Origin of the sequence: Streptomyces sp. NPDC001922 (assembly GCF_042891165.1) — a bacterium.
Lineage (GTDB): Bacteria > Actinomycetota > Actinomycetes > Streptomycetales > Streptomycetaceae > Streptomyces.
On sequence record NZ_JBIASV010000003.1, the window covers coordinates 229,496 to 244,999 of the forward strand.

The following is a 15,504-nucleotide window of genomic DNA, read 5'->3' on the forward strand; positions in this document are numbered from 1 at the left end:
GTGCCGGGAGGGGACGTGTGTCGTGCTTCCCCGGCGGCCCAGCGTCTCGTGCCCCCACCCATACGGGCGCCGACCGCCAACTCGCTCAATGGGAACCGATATTCGTTCTTCGGCCCGCAGTACGGTCCGGCACCGGTAAGGTCCGCAGGTTGCCGTGCCGTTCCGGATCGCCTCGCCCGGGAGCAGCGGATCCGGCGCCCACCGTGCGGACGCCGGGGGCGGGATGACACCGGGCCGGCCAGGGGTTTCGGCGCAGCAATCGGCGTCGGACGGACCGCCCACGGCGCGAACGGAAAAGGGCCCCGGCCGGGACGGGGGGACCCGGCCGGGGCCGTACCGGATGCCGAGGGGCCCTCGCCTCCCCGGGATCTCGCGCCGCCCAGGGCGTCACCGGATGTACCCACGAGGAGGGGTGCGCCGCACTCATGCGGCCTCACCCACGACAACCAGCGATATTTAACGCTGAACTGCCCCTGGGGTGGGAGGTCCGGGCGCGGTCAGGCGTCCTTGTACTGCTTGAGCTTCCGCCAGATCGCCGCCAGCGCCTGAAGGTCCTGCTCGCTGAGCACATCGGTGAAGACGGGACCCAGGCAGTCGCGGCGCGTGGCGTCGGCCCGCTCGAAGAGCAGGCGCCCCTCCTCCGTGAGAGCGACCTCGACCGACCGGGCGTCACGGGCCGACGGAGTGCGCCGGACCAGCCCGCGCTCCTGGAGCGCGTCGAGGACCCGGGAGACCTGGCTGCGGCTGAGCATCGTGCTGTTGCCCAGCGCCGAGGCGGAAACCGGAGCACCCTGGGAGGAGAGCCACAGCATCACCTCGAACCAGGACACGGGGAGATCATGGGCTTTCATCAGGGCGCGGTCGACCCGTTCGGTGAGCACCGTCCCGGCCCACACCAGGCCGTAGAAGGCGCGGTCGGCCGGGGGCATCTCCGCCTGCGTGAGCTTGTTGGTCGCCATGCGGCGATTCTAGCGGTTGCGTGTACGCACACATAAAAGTAATGTGTGTGTGCACGCACAGAGTGCACCCCGGCGACGCGCCCCGCTGCCCGCCCCCCTCCCCAGAAAGGCCCCGCCATGTCCTCTCAGGTTGTTCTGATCACCGGCACCTCCTCCGGCATCGGCCTCGCAGCCGCCGTCGCCGCCGCACAGTCCGGCCGGCGCACCGTGGCGACGCTCCGCGACCCCGCCCGCGCCGATGCCCTGCGGAAGGCCGCCGACGCGGCCGGGGCCGAGCTCGACATCCGCCGGCTCGACGTCACCGACCCCGCCTCCGTCACCGCCGCCATCGACGGCGTCATCGCGGACTACGGCCGTCTGGACGCTCTCGTCAACAACGCCGGCGCCGGCCACGTCGGGACCCTTGAGAACGAGACGGTCGAGGACGTGCGCCGGGTGATGGAGGTCAACTTCTTCGGCGTCGTCCAGACCTCGAAGGCGGCGCTGCCGCATCTGCGCGCCACGGGCGGCCGTCTGATCACGGTCTCCAGCGTCGGCGGGGTCGTCGGCCAGCCCTTCAACGAGGCCTACTGCGCCGCCAAGTTCGCGGTCGAGGGCTTCATGGAGAGCCTCGCCCCGGTCGCCGCCACGACCGGGGTGACCGTGTCGGTCGTCGAACCGGGCGCCGTGGCCACCGAGTTCGTGAACAACATCGGCTTCGACATCGAGCAGGCGGTGGCCGCTGCCGGGCCGTACGGGGATGCGCTGCGCGCCTACATCGCCCGCACCGTGGAGCAGTTCTCCAGCTCGTCCGCCCAGACTCCCGCCGAAGCGGCGGCAGCGGTCATGCTGGCGCTCGACGCGGAGCAGCCCGCGTTCCGCATCCAGACCTCCGACTGGGCCCGGACGTTCACCGGGACCAAGCTGGCCGATGTCGACGGCTCGGCGGTCCAGGGAATGACCGGCGGCTGGGTGCGCTGACCTCCGGACTGGTGTGACCGGCCGCTGTCCGCCGGCTTCCCGGACCATCCGGCCTCCGCCCCACCGCCGCAGGGCGGACCCGCATCGAGCGTGCCTGGTCCGGCGGGCGGTTTCAGTCGCAGTCGAGCGGGAGCGGCATCGACGCGCCCACGGCCCCGTCGTTGAGACAGAGACCGTAGCCCTCCTCCGTCAGGTCGTCGATGATGCCGGGCAGTGCGTCCGGGAAGTGGTAGTCGAGGTGGCCGAGGACGACCCCGCCGTGCTTGTCCGCAGGGGAGGCGTCCCGCACGATCGAGCGGATGCCGGTCACACTCCGGTAGTCGTCGCCGGTCCGCTCCCAGTCGAGGGTGTCGACCGTCCAGGTGCACATCCGGTACCCGAGGGTCTCGGCGATCGACTCCTCCCGCGCCCCGAAGTCCCCGTAGGGGGGCCGCAGGACATTGCTGCGCAGCCCGTTCTCGATCTCGTAGGCCACCTCGTCGTCCGAGAGGCCGGTCAGCTGCCGGTGCGCGTACGAGTGGTTGGCCACCCAGTGGCCCTGCTCCCGCAGGGTGGTGACGATGTCGGGGTAGTCCCGGGCGAATTCATTGACCAGGAAGAACGCCGCCCGCACCCCGCGGTCGCGCAGATAGGTGCCGACGCGGGTGGCCCGGTAGGGGTCGCTGTAGGACCAGTCGTCGAGGGTCAGCAGGACGCGGCCGGAGGTGTTCCCGCAGCGCGTGATGTCGTAACCGGCGGCCGAGGACGAGGATATGCCGCCTGCCGAGGAAGGGGCCGCCGCTCGCACCGACGACAGTGCGGCCCGTTCCGACAACGACGGCGCGGCGGCGGTCCGCAAGGGCGGTGCGGCGGCTGCCGAGGTGGCCGTGATCTGGCCCAGTGCCAGCGCGAGCGCGAGCAGTCCGGCTGTCCGTATCATCACGTCGGCTCCCCATGCTCCGGTCCGAGGGCCCCGGGAGCGAACGTAGAGTCGCCCCTTCCGCCCGGCATGCCGGGCGGGCCATCGGAGTGACGGCCGCCGGGGGCGTGCGGGTGCCTCGCCCTGTCTCCCGGCCACGCGGGCCGCGGGCCGGCCCCTCCATCGGCCCAGCACAGCGCGCGCCGTGCCGTCCCCTCGACAAGACTGCTGTGCATGGCAGAGCGAGAGAAGCGCACGCGAGCCGCGACGGTCGCTGCGCAGAAGCGGGGAGTGCGCGGACCGGAGGAAGCGGCCACCCGGGCCGGCCAACGGCTCGCCGGTCTGATCTGCCATCCCACGGAGAGTGTCTCCGCCGTGCGCCGGACCGATGAGGGCTGGCTCGTCAGCGTGGACGTCCTGGAGGTGCCCCGCATCCCCGACACCACCAGTCTGCTCGCCACCTACGAGGTCGAGCTCGACCGGGACGGTGAACTGCTCCAGTACCGCAGGGTCCGGCGCTACCGACGCGGCGCGTCCGACGACTGAACCCACGTGCTCCGCCCGTGAGAGGACTCCCCCGCCATGCAGACGACCACCACCTACACCGATGAGGTGGTCTGCGTTCCCCGCGCAGGCACCCTCTACGACGTCCTGGAACTCATACTCGACCGCGGCATGGTGATCGACGTCTTCCTCCGGGTCTCCCTGGTGGGCATCGAGATCCTCAAGGTCGACGTCCGCATCGTCGTCGCCAGTGTCGACACCTATCTGCGGTTCGCCGAGGCCTGCAACCGCCTCGATCTGGAGCACGACTCCGGCAGCAGGACCGTCCCCGAGTTGTTCGGCGCCGGCGGCGGTGGTGGCGGCATGGCAGCCAGCATCGGCAAGAAGACCGCCAAGAAGGCGGCGAAATCCGTCGGAGAGAAGGTCCGGACAGCCGTCGGCTCCGGCAAGGACGAGGACGAGGACGGCAACGGCGAGGAGAGGGAAGCCAGGCCACGGCGCCGCAGCAGCACGGCGACCCGCACCCGGCGCCGCTCCGAGGAGGAGTAGTGACCCATGGCCGCACACGGCCTGTACGTCTACGGCATCACCCGGTCCGGCCACCCGCTGCCCGGTCGGCAGTCCGGCGTGGGCGGATCCGGCGCTCCGGTGCGGCTGCTCCCCGCGGGCCGGCTGACCGCCGTCGTCAGTGACGCCCCTGCGGGGCTGCGGGCGAGGCGGCGCGACCTGACCGCGCACCAGGACCTGCTGCTGGCGCTGGCGGAGGCCGGTCCCGTCCTGCCGATGCGCTTCGGCATGATCGCGCCGGACGAGGCGTCGGTGCTCCGGCAACTGGCCTCGGAGGAGCGGATCCATCTGGCGGCGCTGGAGCTCCTCGACGGGCGGCTCGAAATGAACCTCAAGGCGTTTCCGGTGGAGCACTCCCTGGCAGCGCTGATCCGCGAGGACCCGCAGGTCCGGCGGCTGCGCGAGCAGGCCCGGCGGCACCCGGGCTACGAGGCCGACCTCCGGCTGGGCGAGGCCGTGGCGGCCGGGCTGACCCGCCGGGCGGCCGAGGCCGCGGCGCGGATCCTGGACGAGCTGCGGGCGGTCGCCGGTACCTGGACCCGAGGCCCCGAGGTCACCGGGTGTGTGCTCAACGCGTCGTTCCTGGTCCCCCGGTCGGACACCGGCCGGTTCCACGACGTGGTGAACCGCGGTACGGCCGCCCTGCGGGACCGCGTCGAGCTCCGTGTCACCGGTCCGCTGCCCTGCTACAGCTTCGTCGACTGCGACCCCCGTCCACAGCCCCGTCCCGTACCGGCCGGAGCCTGAGATGGGCCTCTTCACCGAACTGCTCCTGCTGCCGCTGGCCCCCGTGCGGGGCGTGATGTGGGTGACGGAGCGGATGGCTGAAGCCGCCGATGAAGAACTGCGGGACCCCGGGGTCGTCCGAGCACGGCTCGTGGCCCTGAACGAGGCGCTGGAAGCCGGAGAGATCGGCATCGAGGAGTTCGAACGCGAGGAAGAGAAGCTGCTCGACCTGCTGGAGCAGCGACAGGCCGCACCACGTGCCTACATCAACTGACCGGGGAGCACTCCTGATGAACGACAGCACAAAGGCCGCCGTGGCGGTCGCGGTCGTGGGCGGCTACGTCCTCGGCCGGACCAAGAAGGCCAAGCTCGCCTTCGCCGTCATCTCCATCGTGGCGGGCCGCAAACTGCCGCTCAACCCTCAGGAGCTGCTCACCCAGGGCCTGCGCAAGCTCGCGGACACCCCGCAGTTCGAGCGGCTGAGCGAGCAGGTGCGAGGGGAACTCCTGGAAACCGGACGCTCCGCCCTCGCCTCGGCGGCCGGGCGCAGCATCGACTCCTTGTCCGACACCCTCCATGAGCGCACCCGCCTTCTGAAGGAAGGCGAAGCGGAGGAGGAACCGGAGGAAGAAGAGGAAGAGGAACCGGAGGAGGAAGAAGAGGAGGAGGAGCCCCCGGAGCGCCGGCCGGCCCGGGCGAAGGCCCCCTCCGGGCGTGGTACCGCGAAGGCCGGAGCCGCGAAGAAGACCGGTACCGCGGGAAAGAAAGCCGCGAAAAAAACGCCCCCGAAGAAGGCCGACGAGAAGCAGGGCGCCCCGGCGAAGAAGGCGGCTTCCAAGAAGACCGCTTCGTCCAAGAAAGCAGCGGCCAAGAAATCGTCCGCCCGCCCCAGTCGCCGGAGGTGACCCACGATGCCCACGAGCGAGAAGGACACCCCGGCGGAGAACGGCTCCGGAATGGACCGGCTGCGTGCGGAAGTCAACGACTATCTGGAGGCCCGGGCACAGCGGATGGTGGAGGCGGCCGGCGAAAGGCTGACGGACCTCACCGGCCGTCTCGGTGACCTCGGTGGCGCCGGGGGACTTCTGGCGGTGGGTCAGCTCATCATGAGCGCGGAGTCACCGGGAAAGGGCGGGGCCGGGCGGAAGGCGAAGGACGCCTTCGGCAAGATCAAGGACAAGCTCGGCGGCGGGGGCAGTGACAACGGCGGGGGCGGCGGCCGGAAGCCGTCCGACGTCAAGGTCACCAACATCGTCGAAGTCCTCGACATCGGGCAGCCACTGCGGATGGTCTACGACCACTGGACGCAGTACGAGGAATTCAGCAGTTTCATGAAGGGCGTGACCAGTGTGTCGCAGTCCGACGAGCTGGAATCGGACTGGAAACTCAAGGTCGGCCCCTCCAACCGCAGCTGGCACGCCACCGTGCTGGAGCAGGTGCCCGACGAGCGCATCCTGTGGACCTCGGAGGGCGCCAAGGCCTCGACCCGCGGTGACGTCAGCTTCCACGAACTGGCACCGCGGCTGACCCGCATCGTCGTGGTCGTCGAGTACTACCCGTCGGGCTTCTTCGAGAAGACCGGCAACCTGTGGCGGGCCCAGGGGCGCCGGCTGCGCCTGGACCTCAAGCTCTTCCAGCGGTACGTCACGCTCGCGGCCGACGAGGAGGTCGAGGGCTGGCGCGGCGAGATCCGGGACGGCGAGGTCGTGCGCAGCCACGAGGAGGCGATGGAGGACGAGGAGCGCGAGGACGAGGAGCCCGGAGCGGAAGCGGAGGACGAAGAGGAGGGCGAGGAGGAACCCGAGGACGAAGAGGAGTACGAGGAGGACGAGGAAGAGCCCGAGGGCGCCTACGACGAGGAAGAAGAAGAGGACGAGGAAGAGGAGTGAGGAGGCGCCATGACGCACTACGAGACGCAGCAGAGCCTGCCCACCACGTACGGCTCCTCCACCACGAACCTCGCCGACATCCTGGAACGGGTTCTCGACAAGGGCATCGTCATCGCGGGTGACATCAAGATCGACCTGCTCGACATCGAGCTGCTCACCATCCGGCTGCGCCTGTACGTCTCCTCGGTCGACACCGCGAAGAAGGCGGGCATCGACTGGTGGGAGACCGACCCCGCGCTCTCCTCCCGCGCCGCCCGCTCCGCCCTGGCCGCGGAGAACGACGAGCTGCGGGCCCGGATCAAGGCCCTGGAAGGCCGCTCGGACCAGCCGGACCGGGCCGGCGAGAAGGAGAGGCTGGGCACATGACGGCCGTCACCACCCGGAGCGGCGCCGACACCGCGGTCTATGTGTTCGCGGTGTCCCGGGAGTGCGATCCCGCAGTGCTGGAGGGGCTGGCCGGGCACGGCGAGGGCGGTCCGGTCCGCTCCCTGCTCGCCGGCTCCCTGACCGCCGTCGTCCAGGACGTCCCCGCGGCGGGGTTCTCCGAAAGCGTCCTGCAGCAACGGCTCTCGGACCGCGAGGAGCTCGAACGCTGCGTCCGCGCACACCACGGCGTGGTCACCGCGCTCGCCGCCGCCGTACCGACCGTGCCGCTCCCCCTGGCCACGCTCTACCTCGGGGAGGAGCGGGCCCGGACGGCGCTCGGTGACCGCGAACCTCGGTTCCGCGCGGCCCTGGACCGCATCACCGGTCGTGTCGAGTGGGGCGTCAAGGTGTACGCGCTGCCGGAACCGGCCGCCCCCGCCGGGCCGGGCACGACCGCGGAGCGGCCCGCCCCCGTGGCGGTGACCGCCGCCGGGCCCGCGTCACCATCGCCGGGCGCGGGCCGCGCCTATCTGGACCGGATCCGCGGCCGGCAGCAGGCCCGCCAGGTGCGGTACGACACGGCGCTGCGCACCGCCGAAGAGGTGGACGCCGCGCTGCGGCGGCATGTGGTGGCCGGCCGGCGGCTGCGCCTGCACGGGCCGGAGACGGACGGCGAACGCCGCACCCAGGTGCTGAACGCCGCCTACCTCGCCGAGCGGGGAGCGGACCGCGAACTGGCCGCCGCCATCGAACCGTTCCGCCGTGACCCCGGCCTCCGGATCGAGGTCACCGGCCCCTGGGTGCCCTATTCGTTCACCCATGAGGGGGGCGACGGATGACGGCGGCCGGAGCGGAGTGGGGCACGGCCCCGGCCGAGGCGCTGGGTCCCCTCGGCGTGCCCCTGGTGGATCTGCTGGACCGGCTGCTCGCCACCGGAGTGGTCATCAGCGGGGACGTGGTGATCGCTATCGCGGAGGTGCCGCTGGTCCGGCTGTCCCTCCGTGCCCTGCTGTCCTCGGTGAACGAGCGGGTGCCCGCGCCCTGGCCGGACTCGGGGCCCCTGTGACCGGGAAGCCTCCGGAAGCAACCGACCGCCGGCCCACCCGCTCCGGGAGCCGGTTCTCCGCACCCGGCCACCGCCCCGCGGCACCTGGAATCCGGACCTCCGATGCCGGGGACCAGCACTCCGCGCCCGGGGGCCGCTCCTCCGTGCCCGCGAACCGGCTCGACGTGGACGGCGACACCGTCGCCCGCGACCTGGTGGCACTGGTCCTCACCGTGATCGAACTCCTGCGGCAGTTGATGGAACGCCAGGCGCTGCGGCAGGTCGACGAGGGCCGCCTCACCGACGACCAGGTGGAGCGCGTCGGGACGACCCTGATGCTGCTGGACGAACGCATGACCGAACTGCGGGACCAGTACGGGCTGCGGCCCGAGGACCTCAACCTGGATCTGGGCCCGCTGGGCACCCTGCTCCCCCGCGCCTGATTCCGGACGGCTCCGCCGTGCCCGGTGCCGACGGCCCCGGCCTCCCCGATGCCCGCCCCTCCCCGGGTGCCCCGCCCCGCGTCCGGCGCGCGCAGTCCTGCCGCACCGCTCGACGCCGCCGCCCGCACGCCGCTCTCCCGGGCATCCCGCGGTTCGAGAGTACGTTCCCGGAACGGTTGCCCAAGTGGCCTGCCCGCGCCGGGACTTCATACCCGAGATGCGGCGCGGTGCGTTTATTTGTCCGCATTCATCCGGCATTCTCGCTCCATCGACAATACGGCGACGAATGGGCACCATGACCGAATTCTCATCCGCCCTGATCGGACGGCTCTGGCGCAGCATCGCAACCGGCACCAGGTCAGCGGCGTCCACGGACCGCAGACTGCCCGGCATGGCCCCGGTGTTCATCGCCAACTTCACCTCCCGCAGCCAGTGGGTCGCGGGCAGGACCTGGGCCTACCCGAACGGAGGGCCCACCAACCGGCCGGACCACAAGCTCGACCACCTGGTCCCCGACGCCTCCTACTCCCGCACCGGGCGGTTCCTGGCGACCCGGCGCGGTGACGGCCTCTGGAACACGGGGCTGCTCACCACCGAGGGCAGCGCCCGGGACTTCCGGGTGCGCACCGGGGACGTCCTGGTGACCCGGGTCCGCCTCCCCGTGCACCACGGCGCGTGGCCCGCGATCTGGACCTGGCGGGACGGCGGCAACGAGGTCGACGTCTTCGAGTACCACCCGGACAACCCGCACCTGCTGGAGCTGTCCAACCACGCGCAGAGCCCCGGCCGCTCCTACATGTCCTACCTGCATCGGTCGATCAGACCCGGCGGACGGGTGCATCTGACGGTCCACTTCGGCGCGTCGTCGCTGACCTGGTGGGTCAACGGGGTACGGGCGCACGCGGACCGGACCGGCGTGGGCAGCAACTGGTCCGCCCACCTGATCGTGAACCTGTCGGTCTGCGACGGGGTGCGCCATCCGGCGCCGGACCGCTCCGTGTCGTCCCTGGCCTTCGCGGTGGACCAGCTGACGGTCTACCGGCCATGACCCGGGCCGTCCCCGGCGGCCGCCGCCCCCGCTCCGGCTCCCGGCGGACCCGTGACCCTCCCTCAGGACGGCAGCACCCCAGGGCCGGTACGGCACCCGAGGACACCCGTCGGACCACCGGCCCTCCCGCGGTCCGTCGGCACTCCGGACCACACGGAAGAACGCGCCCCTTGGCGCCGCAGGAGTGCTGAAAACTGATGAGCGGTTTATGCCCCCTTTGGGTATGGAATGTGATCCTGCGCCACAAGGCGCGAGGAGTAGGAGAAGACCATGAGCAAGACCCTGAAGATGCACACCAGACGACTGGCCGTGGGGACGGGCGCCACCGCGGCGGCGATCACCCTCGGCGGAACGCTGCTCGCGGCCGGTCCCGCCCAGGCGGCCCCCGCCCAGCCGTACGGCACCGTGGTCGCGCAGTCCGGCGTGAACGAGCGGCAGTACCCCAGCACGGACTCCTCGATGCTCGGCTTCCTGCGGTACCGGGCCCAGGTCGGCCTGAAGTGCAAGGTCCGTGCACAGAACATCGACGGGAACGACATCTGGTACCTGCTGCGCGACCGGCAGACCTGGGTGTCCGCCAAGTACGTCGACAACACGGGATTCGTGAAGTACTGCAAGGACGTCCAGCGCGGCAACTACAACAACAGCGGACACCCGTCCGCCAGGGGCTGAGCCTCGGAACGGCCGGAATGAAACGGGCCGCGGCACGGCTTCCCGCCGTGCCGCGGCCCGTTCGCTCCGGGGGCCCGGTTCCGATGACCGGGCGTCAGCCGATCAGCTGCCAGCTGACGGTGCCGTCGGCGGTGGCGAGCACCGCGAGCACGGCCAGGTCGACGACGCCCAGCGCCAGCCCGAGCAGCGCCCGGGTACGCCGGCCGGTGCCCCGGGCCAGGGCGATGCCGCCCAGCACAAGGGCGCACGGGCCGAGCACCAGATTGAAGACCAGCAGACCGAGCAGCCCCAGCACGAACGAGGCGACGGCCATGCCGTCGGCGTCCCGGCCCGGCACGGCCGGGCGGGGGCGGGTCGGTACCGACAGATCCATGATTCAGCTCCCTTGATGTGATGCGCCGGGTGACGGCGACGCGCCGGTCAGCGGTTCCTGTGCGCGATGCGCTCACGGACGCCGAAGACGAGCAACCAGCCGCAGATGACGGCGGAGGCGATCAGGGTGACCGGGAGCGGAAGGTGAGCCACCGCACCGAGGAGGATCCCGAGCAGAAGGAGGGCGGCGACGATGAAAAGCATGTCCGGCCTTTCTGTGGACCTCGAACGGAGTGTTCAGTGAACAACTGGAACAACAGTTGTTCACTGACTCCAGAGTACAGTAGCCCTCATCGGAGAACGGTTGTTTACTGAATGACATGAGCCACACCGTCGGGGTCCGCCGGGCCCAGAAACAGAAGACCCGTCAGGCCCTGCTGGACGCGGGGCTGGTGCTCCTGGAGGAGCAGAGCCTGAGCAGCCTGGGGCTGCGCGAGGTGACCCGCGCGGTGGGCGTCGCTCCGGCCGCCTTCTACCGGCACTTCCGCGACATCGGCGATCTCGGCGTCGCCCTGGTCGAGGAGTCGCTCGGCAGCCTGCACACGATGATCCGGGCGATCCTCGCGGAGCAGGAGCGGCCCGACGGCCGGATCGCCCTCGTCGTCGAGGCCATCGCCACCCATGTGCGCGAGCACCACGCCCACATCCGGTTCATCGCCCGGGAGCGCCACGGCGGCGTCCGCGCCGTACGTGCCGCGATCGCGGCGGAGTTGGACCGGTTCGCCGACGAGGTCGCCGCCGCCCTCGCCGCCCGCCCGGAGTACGCGGACTGGAGCCCGGACGACATGGCCATGCTGGCGCAGCTCTACGTCGACCACATGGTGACGACGGCCGCCGCGTTCCTGGAGGCGCCGCCCGGCAGTCCCGAGGCCGAGGAACGCATCGCGTGTACCGCCCGCAGGCAGTTGCGGCTGATCAGCCTGGGCTGCGGTCAGTGGCGGACGGGCTGACCGGTACCGCCGCCCGGCCCCGCGCCCGCCGGGCGCTACCAGAGCTTGTCGATCTCCCCGGGGTAGAGCTCGATGCGGGCCTGCTCGAACGTTTCCGCGTACCGGACGGACCGCGGCGTGAAGAAGGCCGCCAGGGTCACCTTGTCGAACCGGTCGCTGGGGAACGGCGCCTGGGGTGTGCCGCCGACCAGCGTGGTACCGGGCAGCACCCGCCAGCCGGCCTTCTCGTAGAACCCCCGGAGCGGGGGGTCGCAGGTGAACAGCCCCAGGTCCGCTCCACTGCTCCGGATGACCTCGCGGGCCGCGGTGACCAGCCGGTGTCCGTGCCCCCGGCCCCGCTCGGCCCGGTCGGTGACGACGGCACTCAGGCCACTGGCGACGAAGCTCCGGCCCCGGTGCGTGAGCTCCTTCGTCAGGACGGACAGCGACGCCACCGCGGTGCCCCGGTCCACGAGCGCCAGCACCAGGGGACGCAGCGCGGGATCGTGGGCGGGGCCCTCGGCGTGGCCGTCCGCGGACGGCCACGCCTGCTCCTCCAGCTCCCTGATCCTGTCGCGGAGTTCCGGTGGCACGGCGGCCTGCTCATACTGTTCGATCCGCGGCTCCCGGGCCGTCTCCACGGGATCCCCCCTCGTCCCTCGCGCCCGTCCGCCGGGAGGCGGGTCCCGGGCGGTGCACCGAGGGTACAGAAGGCCGCGGCCGGCGGGCGGTTCCGGGCGGACCGTTTCAGTGCGGGGCCGGGCGCAGGGCGAGCAGCGCGATGTCGTCCCCGGTGGGCGGGGCGTGGCTGATCAGATGGCCGCAGAGCGCCTCGGCGGAGAGGTGCCGGGCTTCCGTGGCGATCCCGGCGAGCTTCCCGATGCCGTCCTCGAGGTCCTCCCCCGGGGTCTCCACCAGGCCGTCGGTGTACAGCAGCAGGGTGTCCTCCGGGCGCAGTGTGGTGCGCTGGTTCCGCCGGGGCACGGACGGATCGACGCCCAGCGGCGGGTCGGCACCGTGCCGTGCCTCGCCGAGGACGTCGTACGTCCCGTCCCCGTGGATCAGCAGCGGGGGCGGATGGCCGGCGTTCGACCAGAGCACCTGCCAGCCGCCCGGGCCGGGCGTGAGACGTGCCTGGATGGCACTGGCGAGCTCGGTGACGGAGAGACCGTTGATGGTGACGTCGAGGTGGGCGAGCGCGCGGGCGGGATCGGCGGGGTAGTGGCAGGCGAGGGTGCGCAGCATGCTGCGCAGCTGCCCCATCGCGGAGGCCGCCGCCAGGTCGTGCCCGACCACGTCGCCGATGGTCAGGGCGTAGGAGTGGTCGGGGAGCGGGAAGGCGTCGTACCAGTCGCCGCCGACCTCGGCGGCGAGGGCACTGGGCTGGTAGTGCACGGCGAGCTCGGCGCCGGGGATCTCGGGCGGGTCGGTGAGCATCGCCCGCTGCAGCGTCAGCGCCACCCGCTGGGCGCGCTGGAACCGGTGGGCCCGGTGGAGCGGTGCGTGGGCGTGGTCCAGGATCTCGCGCAGCAGGTTGATGGTCTCGGGCCCCAGGGAGGCCGTCGGGGCGCAGGTGAAGAGGGTGGCCAGGGCCGTGACCGACCCGCCGACGTCGATCGGCAGCAGGACGAGGCTGGTCGCCTGGACCTCCGCGAGCCAGGTCTCGATCTCCTCGGGGACGACATGGTGGGGCGGCAGTCCCGGCGGGAAGGTCAGCAGCCGGGGCCGCCCCTCGGCGAGGGTCTGCGCCGTCAGCTCGCCGATCGGGTGCTCGGTGCGCCGCGGCACCGGCAGGGAGGGCAGCCCCGCCCGCGCGATCCCGACGATCCGCGAGGCCACCGTCGGCCCGCGGCCGTGTCCGCCGAGCTCGGAGACGATGTAGATGCCGCACTCGTCGGCGAGCTCGGGGACGATGGTCCTGGCCAGGGCGGTCAGCGCCGCCTCGAGCGAGGCCGCCTCCGTGGACGCCGCCGCGGCGGCCAGCAGCCGCTCCCGCCGGGTGGCGCGCCACTCCTCCTCCACGTCGGTGGTCGTTCCCACCCACTCGACCAGTTCGCCCTGCTCGAGAATGGGCACCGCGCGGGCCACGGCGTGCCGGTACTCCCCTGCATCCGACCGCTGCCGGAAGCCGTGCTCGAAGACGGCGGGCGTGCTCCGCATCGCCGACACCCACGCCCGCCGCAGCGATTCCTGGTCGTCGGGGTGGACGGTCTCCGCCAGCCACTGCAGCGGGTCGCGGTTCTCCAGTTCCGGGTCCATGGCGGACCACCACCGGGTGCCGTCCGCGTTGGCGAGCCAGATCCCCTCGCTCACGGTCTCCAGCAGGGCCTGGTAGCGGTTGAGCTCCCGCTGCTGCTCCTCGGAGTGCTCCCGGACCTGCTGGGTCTCGAGGACGGACTGGGTGACGTCCATCGCCACGATCAGCACCCCGTCGGTGCCGTCGGGCAGCACCGTCGGCGAGCAGTTGTAGGTGAAGAAGCGGTCCCTTGAGCCGTCCTCCGTCCACGCCGGGGCCCGCACCCCGGAGACCTGTTCGGCCTGCTTCGCGCCGTACACCCGGTCCATCAGCGCGATGAAGCCGCTGCCGACGAGTTCGGGGAAGGAGTCGCGCAGCGGCACCCGGAGCGTGCGGTCGCCGAAGACCCGGCGGTAGGCGGCATTGATGTAGACGAGCTCGTGCCCTGGCCCGCGCGTCATGCCGACCACGACCTGAGCCGGTTCGAAGATCTCTGGTCCGACCTGCGCCTTCTCTTCCACTACCCCGCTCCTCCCGGCCAGCGGGATATCGATCCCCCACCCCACTATCCGCCGCCCGGAGCACATGTGCCAGCGGCGCCGTTCCGGGCCTGCGGCTGCCGGGGCGACGGCGCCGGCCGGACCTCCGTCGCAGAGCCGAACACCCTTGTTTCACCCGTTGGTTGGAAGTCCGGCCCGGCGCGGACATTACTTCTACGATGCTCAGCAAAGCCGACATCCCGGCCGTGCCGGGAAGACAGTGAGGGGTCCGATGGGCCAGGGCAGCAAGCCATTGTCCAGCGAGGTCGACGTCACGGTTCCGAGCGTGGCCCGGATGTACGACTACTACCTGGGCGGCAAGGACAACTACGCGGTCGACCGGGAAGCCTCGGAGGAGCTGCTCAAGGTCGTTCCGAGCACCCAGGCTCTGGCGATCAACAACCGTCGCTTCCTCCGGCGCGTGGTGCGGCACCTGGCCGAGGAGTACGGGGTCCGCCAGTTCCTGGACCACGGATCCGGCCTGCCGACCCAGGACAATGTGCACCAGGTGGCACAGCGGGTGGACGAGCAGTCCCGCGTGGTCTATATCGACAACGACCCGATCGTCCTGGCGCACGGCCGGGCGCTGCTCGCGGAGAACGACAACACCTCCGTCATCCAGGCGGACATGCGGGACACCGACGGCATCCTCGGCCATCCCGAGGTCAAGCGGCTGATCGACTTCGACCGGCCCGTCGCGGCCCTCTTCGTGTCGGTGCTGCACTGCATTCCCGACAGCGACGACCCGGCCGGCCTGATCCGGCGGGTGGCGGACCGGCTCGCCCCGGGCAGCTTCTTCGTCATCTGCCAACTGGTCAGCGAGGATGCGAAGACCCGGCAGTTCGTCACCGACTTCATGGACAGCAGCACGCACGGCAACTGGGGCCGGGTCCGGCAGGCGCACGAGGTCCTGGAGTACTTCGACGGCCTGGAGATCCTGGAGCCGGGCCTGGTCGAGGTCTCCACCTGGCGCCCCGACTCGGACCTGGGTCCGAAGCAGCTCACCCGGGAGTGGCTGGAGTTCGGCGGCGCCGCCCGGCTGCCCTGACCGGCCCCGACCGCCCTCGCACCGGCCCCGCGGTCCGCCGGGACCCGTGCGAGGGCGGAAAAGGCCCCGAACACGGATGAACGCGCTGGGCTCGGGCCCAGCGCGTTCATCCTGCCCCCTCCCCGGCCCCCCGGCCCAGGGCGGGCTAGCCCTCCCCGGCCCCCCCGGCCGTAGGGAAGGCTCGCCAGAAACGATGTGCGATCTCCCGGAACCCGGTGTGGGTCGGAGATGCGGTGACGTGCCGCACCGCCCAGGCCTGAGCGGCCTCGAGGTCCTCCGTAGCGCCGGAGGAGTGGCAGCACG

At 71.6% G+C, this 15,504-nt stretch carries 21 protein-coding genes; 15 read left to right on the top strand and 6 right to left on the bottom strand.

What is annotated here, in order from left to right; genetic code table 11:
- Positions 1 to 497: 497 nt before the first annotated feature.
- Positions 498 to 959: a MarR family winged helix-turn-helix transcriptional regulator gene (locus ACFYYR_RS06450; RefSeq protein ID WP_388847577.1), complete on the bottom strand. Its 462-nt coding sequence runs from the start codon at positions 957 to 959 to the stop codon at positions 498 to 500.
- A 117-nt stretch (positions 960 to 1,076) separates the two neighbouring features.
- Between ACFYYR_RS06450 and ACFYYR_RS06455 the strand changes: the two genes are divergently transcribed.
- Positions 1,077 to 1,919, top strand: a complete 843-nt coding sequence (locus tag ACFYYR_RS06455) for an SDR family NAD(P)-dependent oxidoreductase (protein ID WP_388847579.1) — start codon at positions 1,077 to 1,079, stop codon at positions 1,917 to 1,919.
- A gap of 112 nt (positions 1,920 to 2,031) precedes the next feature.
- On the opposite strand, the gene ACFYYR_RS06460 is transcribed toward ACFYYR_RS06455, so the two are convergent.
- Positions 2,032 to 2,838 carry a polysaccharide deacetylase family protein gene (locus ACFYYR_RS06460; protein ID WP_388848132.1) on the bottom strand — a complete coding sequence of 269 codons (807 nt, stop codon included), beginning with the start codon at positions 2,836 to 2,838 and terminating at the stop codon, positions 2,032 to 2,034.
- Positions 2,839 to 3,051: 213 nt separating this feature from the next.
- Here ACFYYR_RS06460 and ACFYYR_RS06465 point away from each other — a divergent pair, with 213 nt between their 5' ends.
- From ACFYYR_RS06465 to ACFYYR_RS06520, 12 genes are all read left to right on the top strand, one after another.
- Positions 3,052 to 3,363, top strand: coding sequence for a gas vesicle protein (locus ACFYYR_RS06465; RefSeq protein WP_388847581.1), 312 nt, complete (start codon positions 3,052 to 3,054; stop codon positions 3,361 to 3,363).
- Between the two features lie 36 nt (positions 3,364 to 3,399).
- Positions 3,400 to 3,870 (top strand): gas vesicle protein GvpJ, encoded by a 471-nt coding sequence (gene gvpJ / locus ACFYYR_RS06470; RefSeq protein ID WP_388847583.1) that lies wholly within the window; start codon positions 3,400 to 3,402, stop codon positions 3,868 to 3,870.
- A 6-nt stretch (positions 3,871 to 3,876) separates the two neighbouring features.
- The gene (locus ACFYYR_RS06475) at positions 3,877 to 4,635 is read left to right on the top strand and encodes a GvpL/GvpF family gas vesicle protein (protein ID WP_388847585.1); all 759 of its coding nucleotides are present in this window, start codon (positions 3,877 to 3,879) and stop codon (positions 4,633 to 4,635) included.
- A gap of 1 nt (position 4,636) precedes the next feature.
- The gene (locus ACFYYR_RS06480) at positions 4,637 to 4,888 is read left to right on the top strand and encodes a gas vesicle protein GvpG (protein WP_388847587.1); all 252 of its coding nucleotides are present in this window, start codon (positions 4,637 to 4,639) and stop codon (positions 4,886 to 4,888) included.
- Positions 4,889 to 4,904: 16 nt separating this feature from the next.
- A complete protein-coding gene (locus ACFYYR_RS06485) occupies positions 4,905 to 5,519 on the top strand; it encodes a hypothetical protein (RefSeq protein ID WP_388847589.1) in 615 nt (204 codons plus the stop codon).
- A 6-nt stretch (positions 5,520 to 5,525) separates the two neighbouring features.
- Positions 5,526 to 6,503, top strand: a complete 978-nt coding sequence (locus ACFYYR_RS06490) for an SRPBCC family protein (protein ID WP_388847591.1) — start codon at positions 5,526 to 5,528, stop codon at positions 6,501 to 6,503.
- A 9-nt stretch (positions 6,504 to 6,512) separates the two neighbouring features.
- The gene (locus tag ACFYYR_RS06495) at positions 6,513 to 6,869 is read left to right on the top strand and encodes a gas vesicle protein (protein ID WP_388847593.1); all 357 of its coding nucleotides are present in this window, start codon (positions 6,513 to 6,515) and stop codon (positions 6,867 to 6,869) included.
- Positions 6,866 to 7,708, top strand: a complete 843-nt coding sequence (locus ACFYYR_RS06500; protein ID WP_388847595.1) for a GvpL/GvpF family gas vesicle protein — start codon at positions 6,866 to 6,868, stop codon at positions 7,706 to 7,708. Before ACFYYR_RS06495 ends, ACFYYR_RS06500 begins: the two co-directional genes overlap by 4 nt.
- On the top strand, positions 7,705 to 7,935 hold the full coding sequence (locus tag ACFYYR_RS06505) for a gas vesicle protein (RefSeq protein WP_388847597.1): 231 nt from the start codon (positions 7,705 to 7,707) through the stop codon (positions 7,933 to 7,935). The genes ACFYYR_RS06500 and ACFYYR_RS06505 overlap by 4 nt, the downstream gene beginning before the upstream one ends.
- Positions 7,936 to 8,078: 143 nt before the next feature.
- Complete coding sequence (locus ACFYYR_RS06510; RefSeq protein WP_388847599.1) at positions 8,079 to 8,357, top strand: gas vesicle protein K; 279 nt, start codon at positions 8,079 to 8,081, stop codon at positions 8,355 to 8,357.
- Positions 8,358 to 8,652: 295 nt separating this feature from the next.
- The gene (locus ACFYYR_RS06515) at positions 8,653 to 9,405 is read left to right on the top strand and encodes a beta-glucanase (RefSeq protein WP_388847601.1); all 753 of its coding nucleotides are present in this window, start codon (positions 8,653 to 8,655) and stop codon (positions 9,403 to 9,405) included.
- A gap of 270 nt (positions 9,406 to 9,675) precedes the next feature.
- Positions 9,676 to 10,077: an SH3 domain-containing protein gene (locus ACFYYR_RS06520; protein WP_388847603.1), complete on the top strand. Its 402-nt coding sequence runs from the start codon at positions 9,676 to 9,678 to the stop codon at positions 10,075 to 10,077.
- Between the two features lie 94 nt (positions 10,078 to 10,171).
- Here the strand turns inward: ACFYYR_RS06520 and ACFYYR_RS06525 are convergent, their stop codons facing one another.
- Both ACFYYR_RS06525 and ACFYYR_RS06530 read right to left on the bottom strand, forming a co-directional pair.
- Positions 10,172 to 10,450, bottom strand: a complete 279-nt coding sequence (locus ACFYYR_RS06525; protein ID WP_388847605.1) for a DUF4190 domain-containing protein — start codon at positions 10,448 to 10,450, stop codon at positions 10,172 to 10,174.
- Positions 10,451 to 10,497: 47 nt separating this feature from the next.
- Positions 10,498 to 10,653 (bottom strand): hypothetical protein, encoded by a 156-nt coding sequence (locus ACFYYR_RS06530; protein WP_351504049.1) that lies wholly within the window; start codon positions 10,651 to 10,653, stop codon positions 10,498 to 10,500.
- 116 nt (positions 10,654 to 10,769) lie between these two features.
- Between ACFYYR_RS06530 and ACFYYR_RS06535 the strand changes: the two genes are divergently transcribed.
- Positions 10,770 to 11,399 carry a TetR family transcriptional regulator gene (locus ACFYYR_RS06535; RefSeq protein ID WP_388847607.1) on the top strand — a complete coding sequence of 210 codons (630 nt, stop codon included), beginning with the start codon at positions 10,770 to 10,772 and terminating at the stop codon, positions 11,397 to 11,399.
- A 35-nt stretch (positions 11,400 to 11,434) separates the two neighbouring features.
- Here ACFYYR_RS06535 and ACFYYR_RS06540 read toward each other — a convergent pair whose 3' ends face one another.
- Positions 11,435 to 12,019, bottom strand: coding sequence for a GNAT family N-acetyltransferase (locus ACFYYR_RS06540; RefSeq protein ID WP_388847609.1), 585 nt, complete (start codon positions 12,017 to 12,019; stop codon positions 11,435 to 11,437).
- A 106-nt stretch (positions 12,020 to 12,125) separates the two neighbouring features.
- Positions 12,126 to 14,135: a SpoIIE family protein phosphatase gene (locus tag ACFYYR_RS06545; protein WP_388847611.1), complete on the bottom strand. Its 2,010-nt coding sequence runs from the start codon at positions 14,133 to 14,135 to the stop codon at positions 12,126 to 12,128.
- Positions 14,136 to 14,385: 250 nt separating this feature from the next.
- On the opposite strand from ACFYYR_RS06545, the gene ACFYYR_RS06550 reads away from it, so the two are divergent.
- A complete protein-coding gene (locus tag ACFYYR_RS06550; protein ID WP_388847613.1) occupies positions 14,386 to 15,201 on the top strand; it encodes an SAM-dependent methyltransferase in 816 nt (271 codons plus the stop codon).
- Positions 15,202 to 15,504 lie beyond the last annotated feature (303 nt).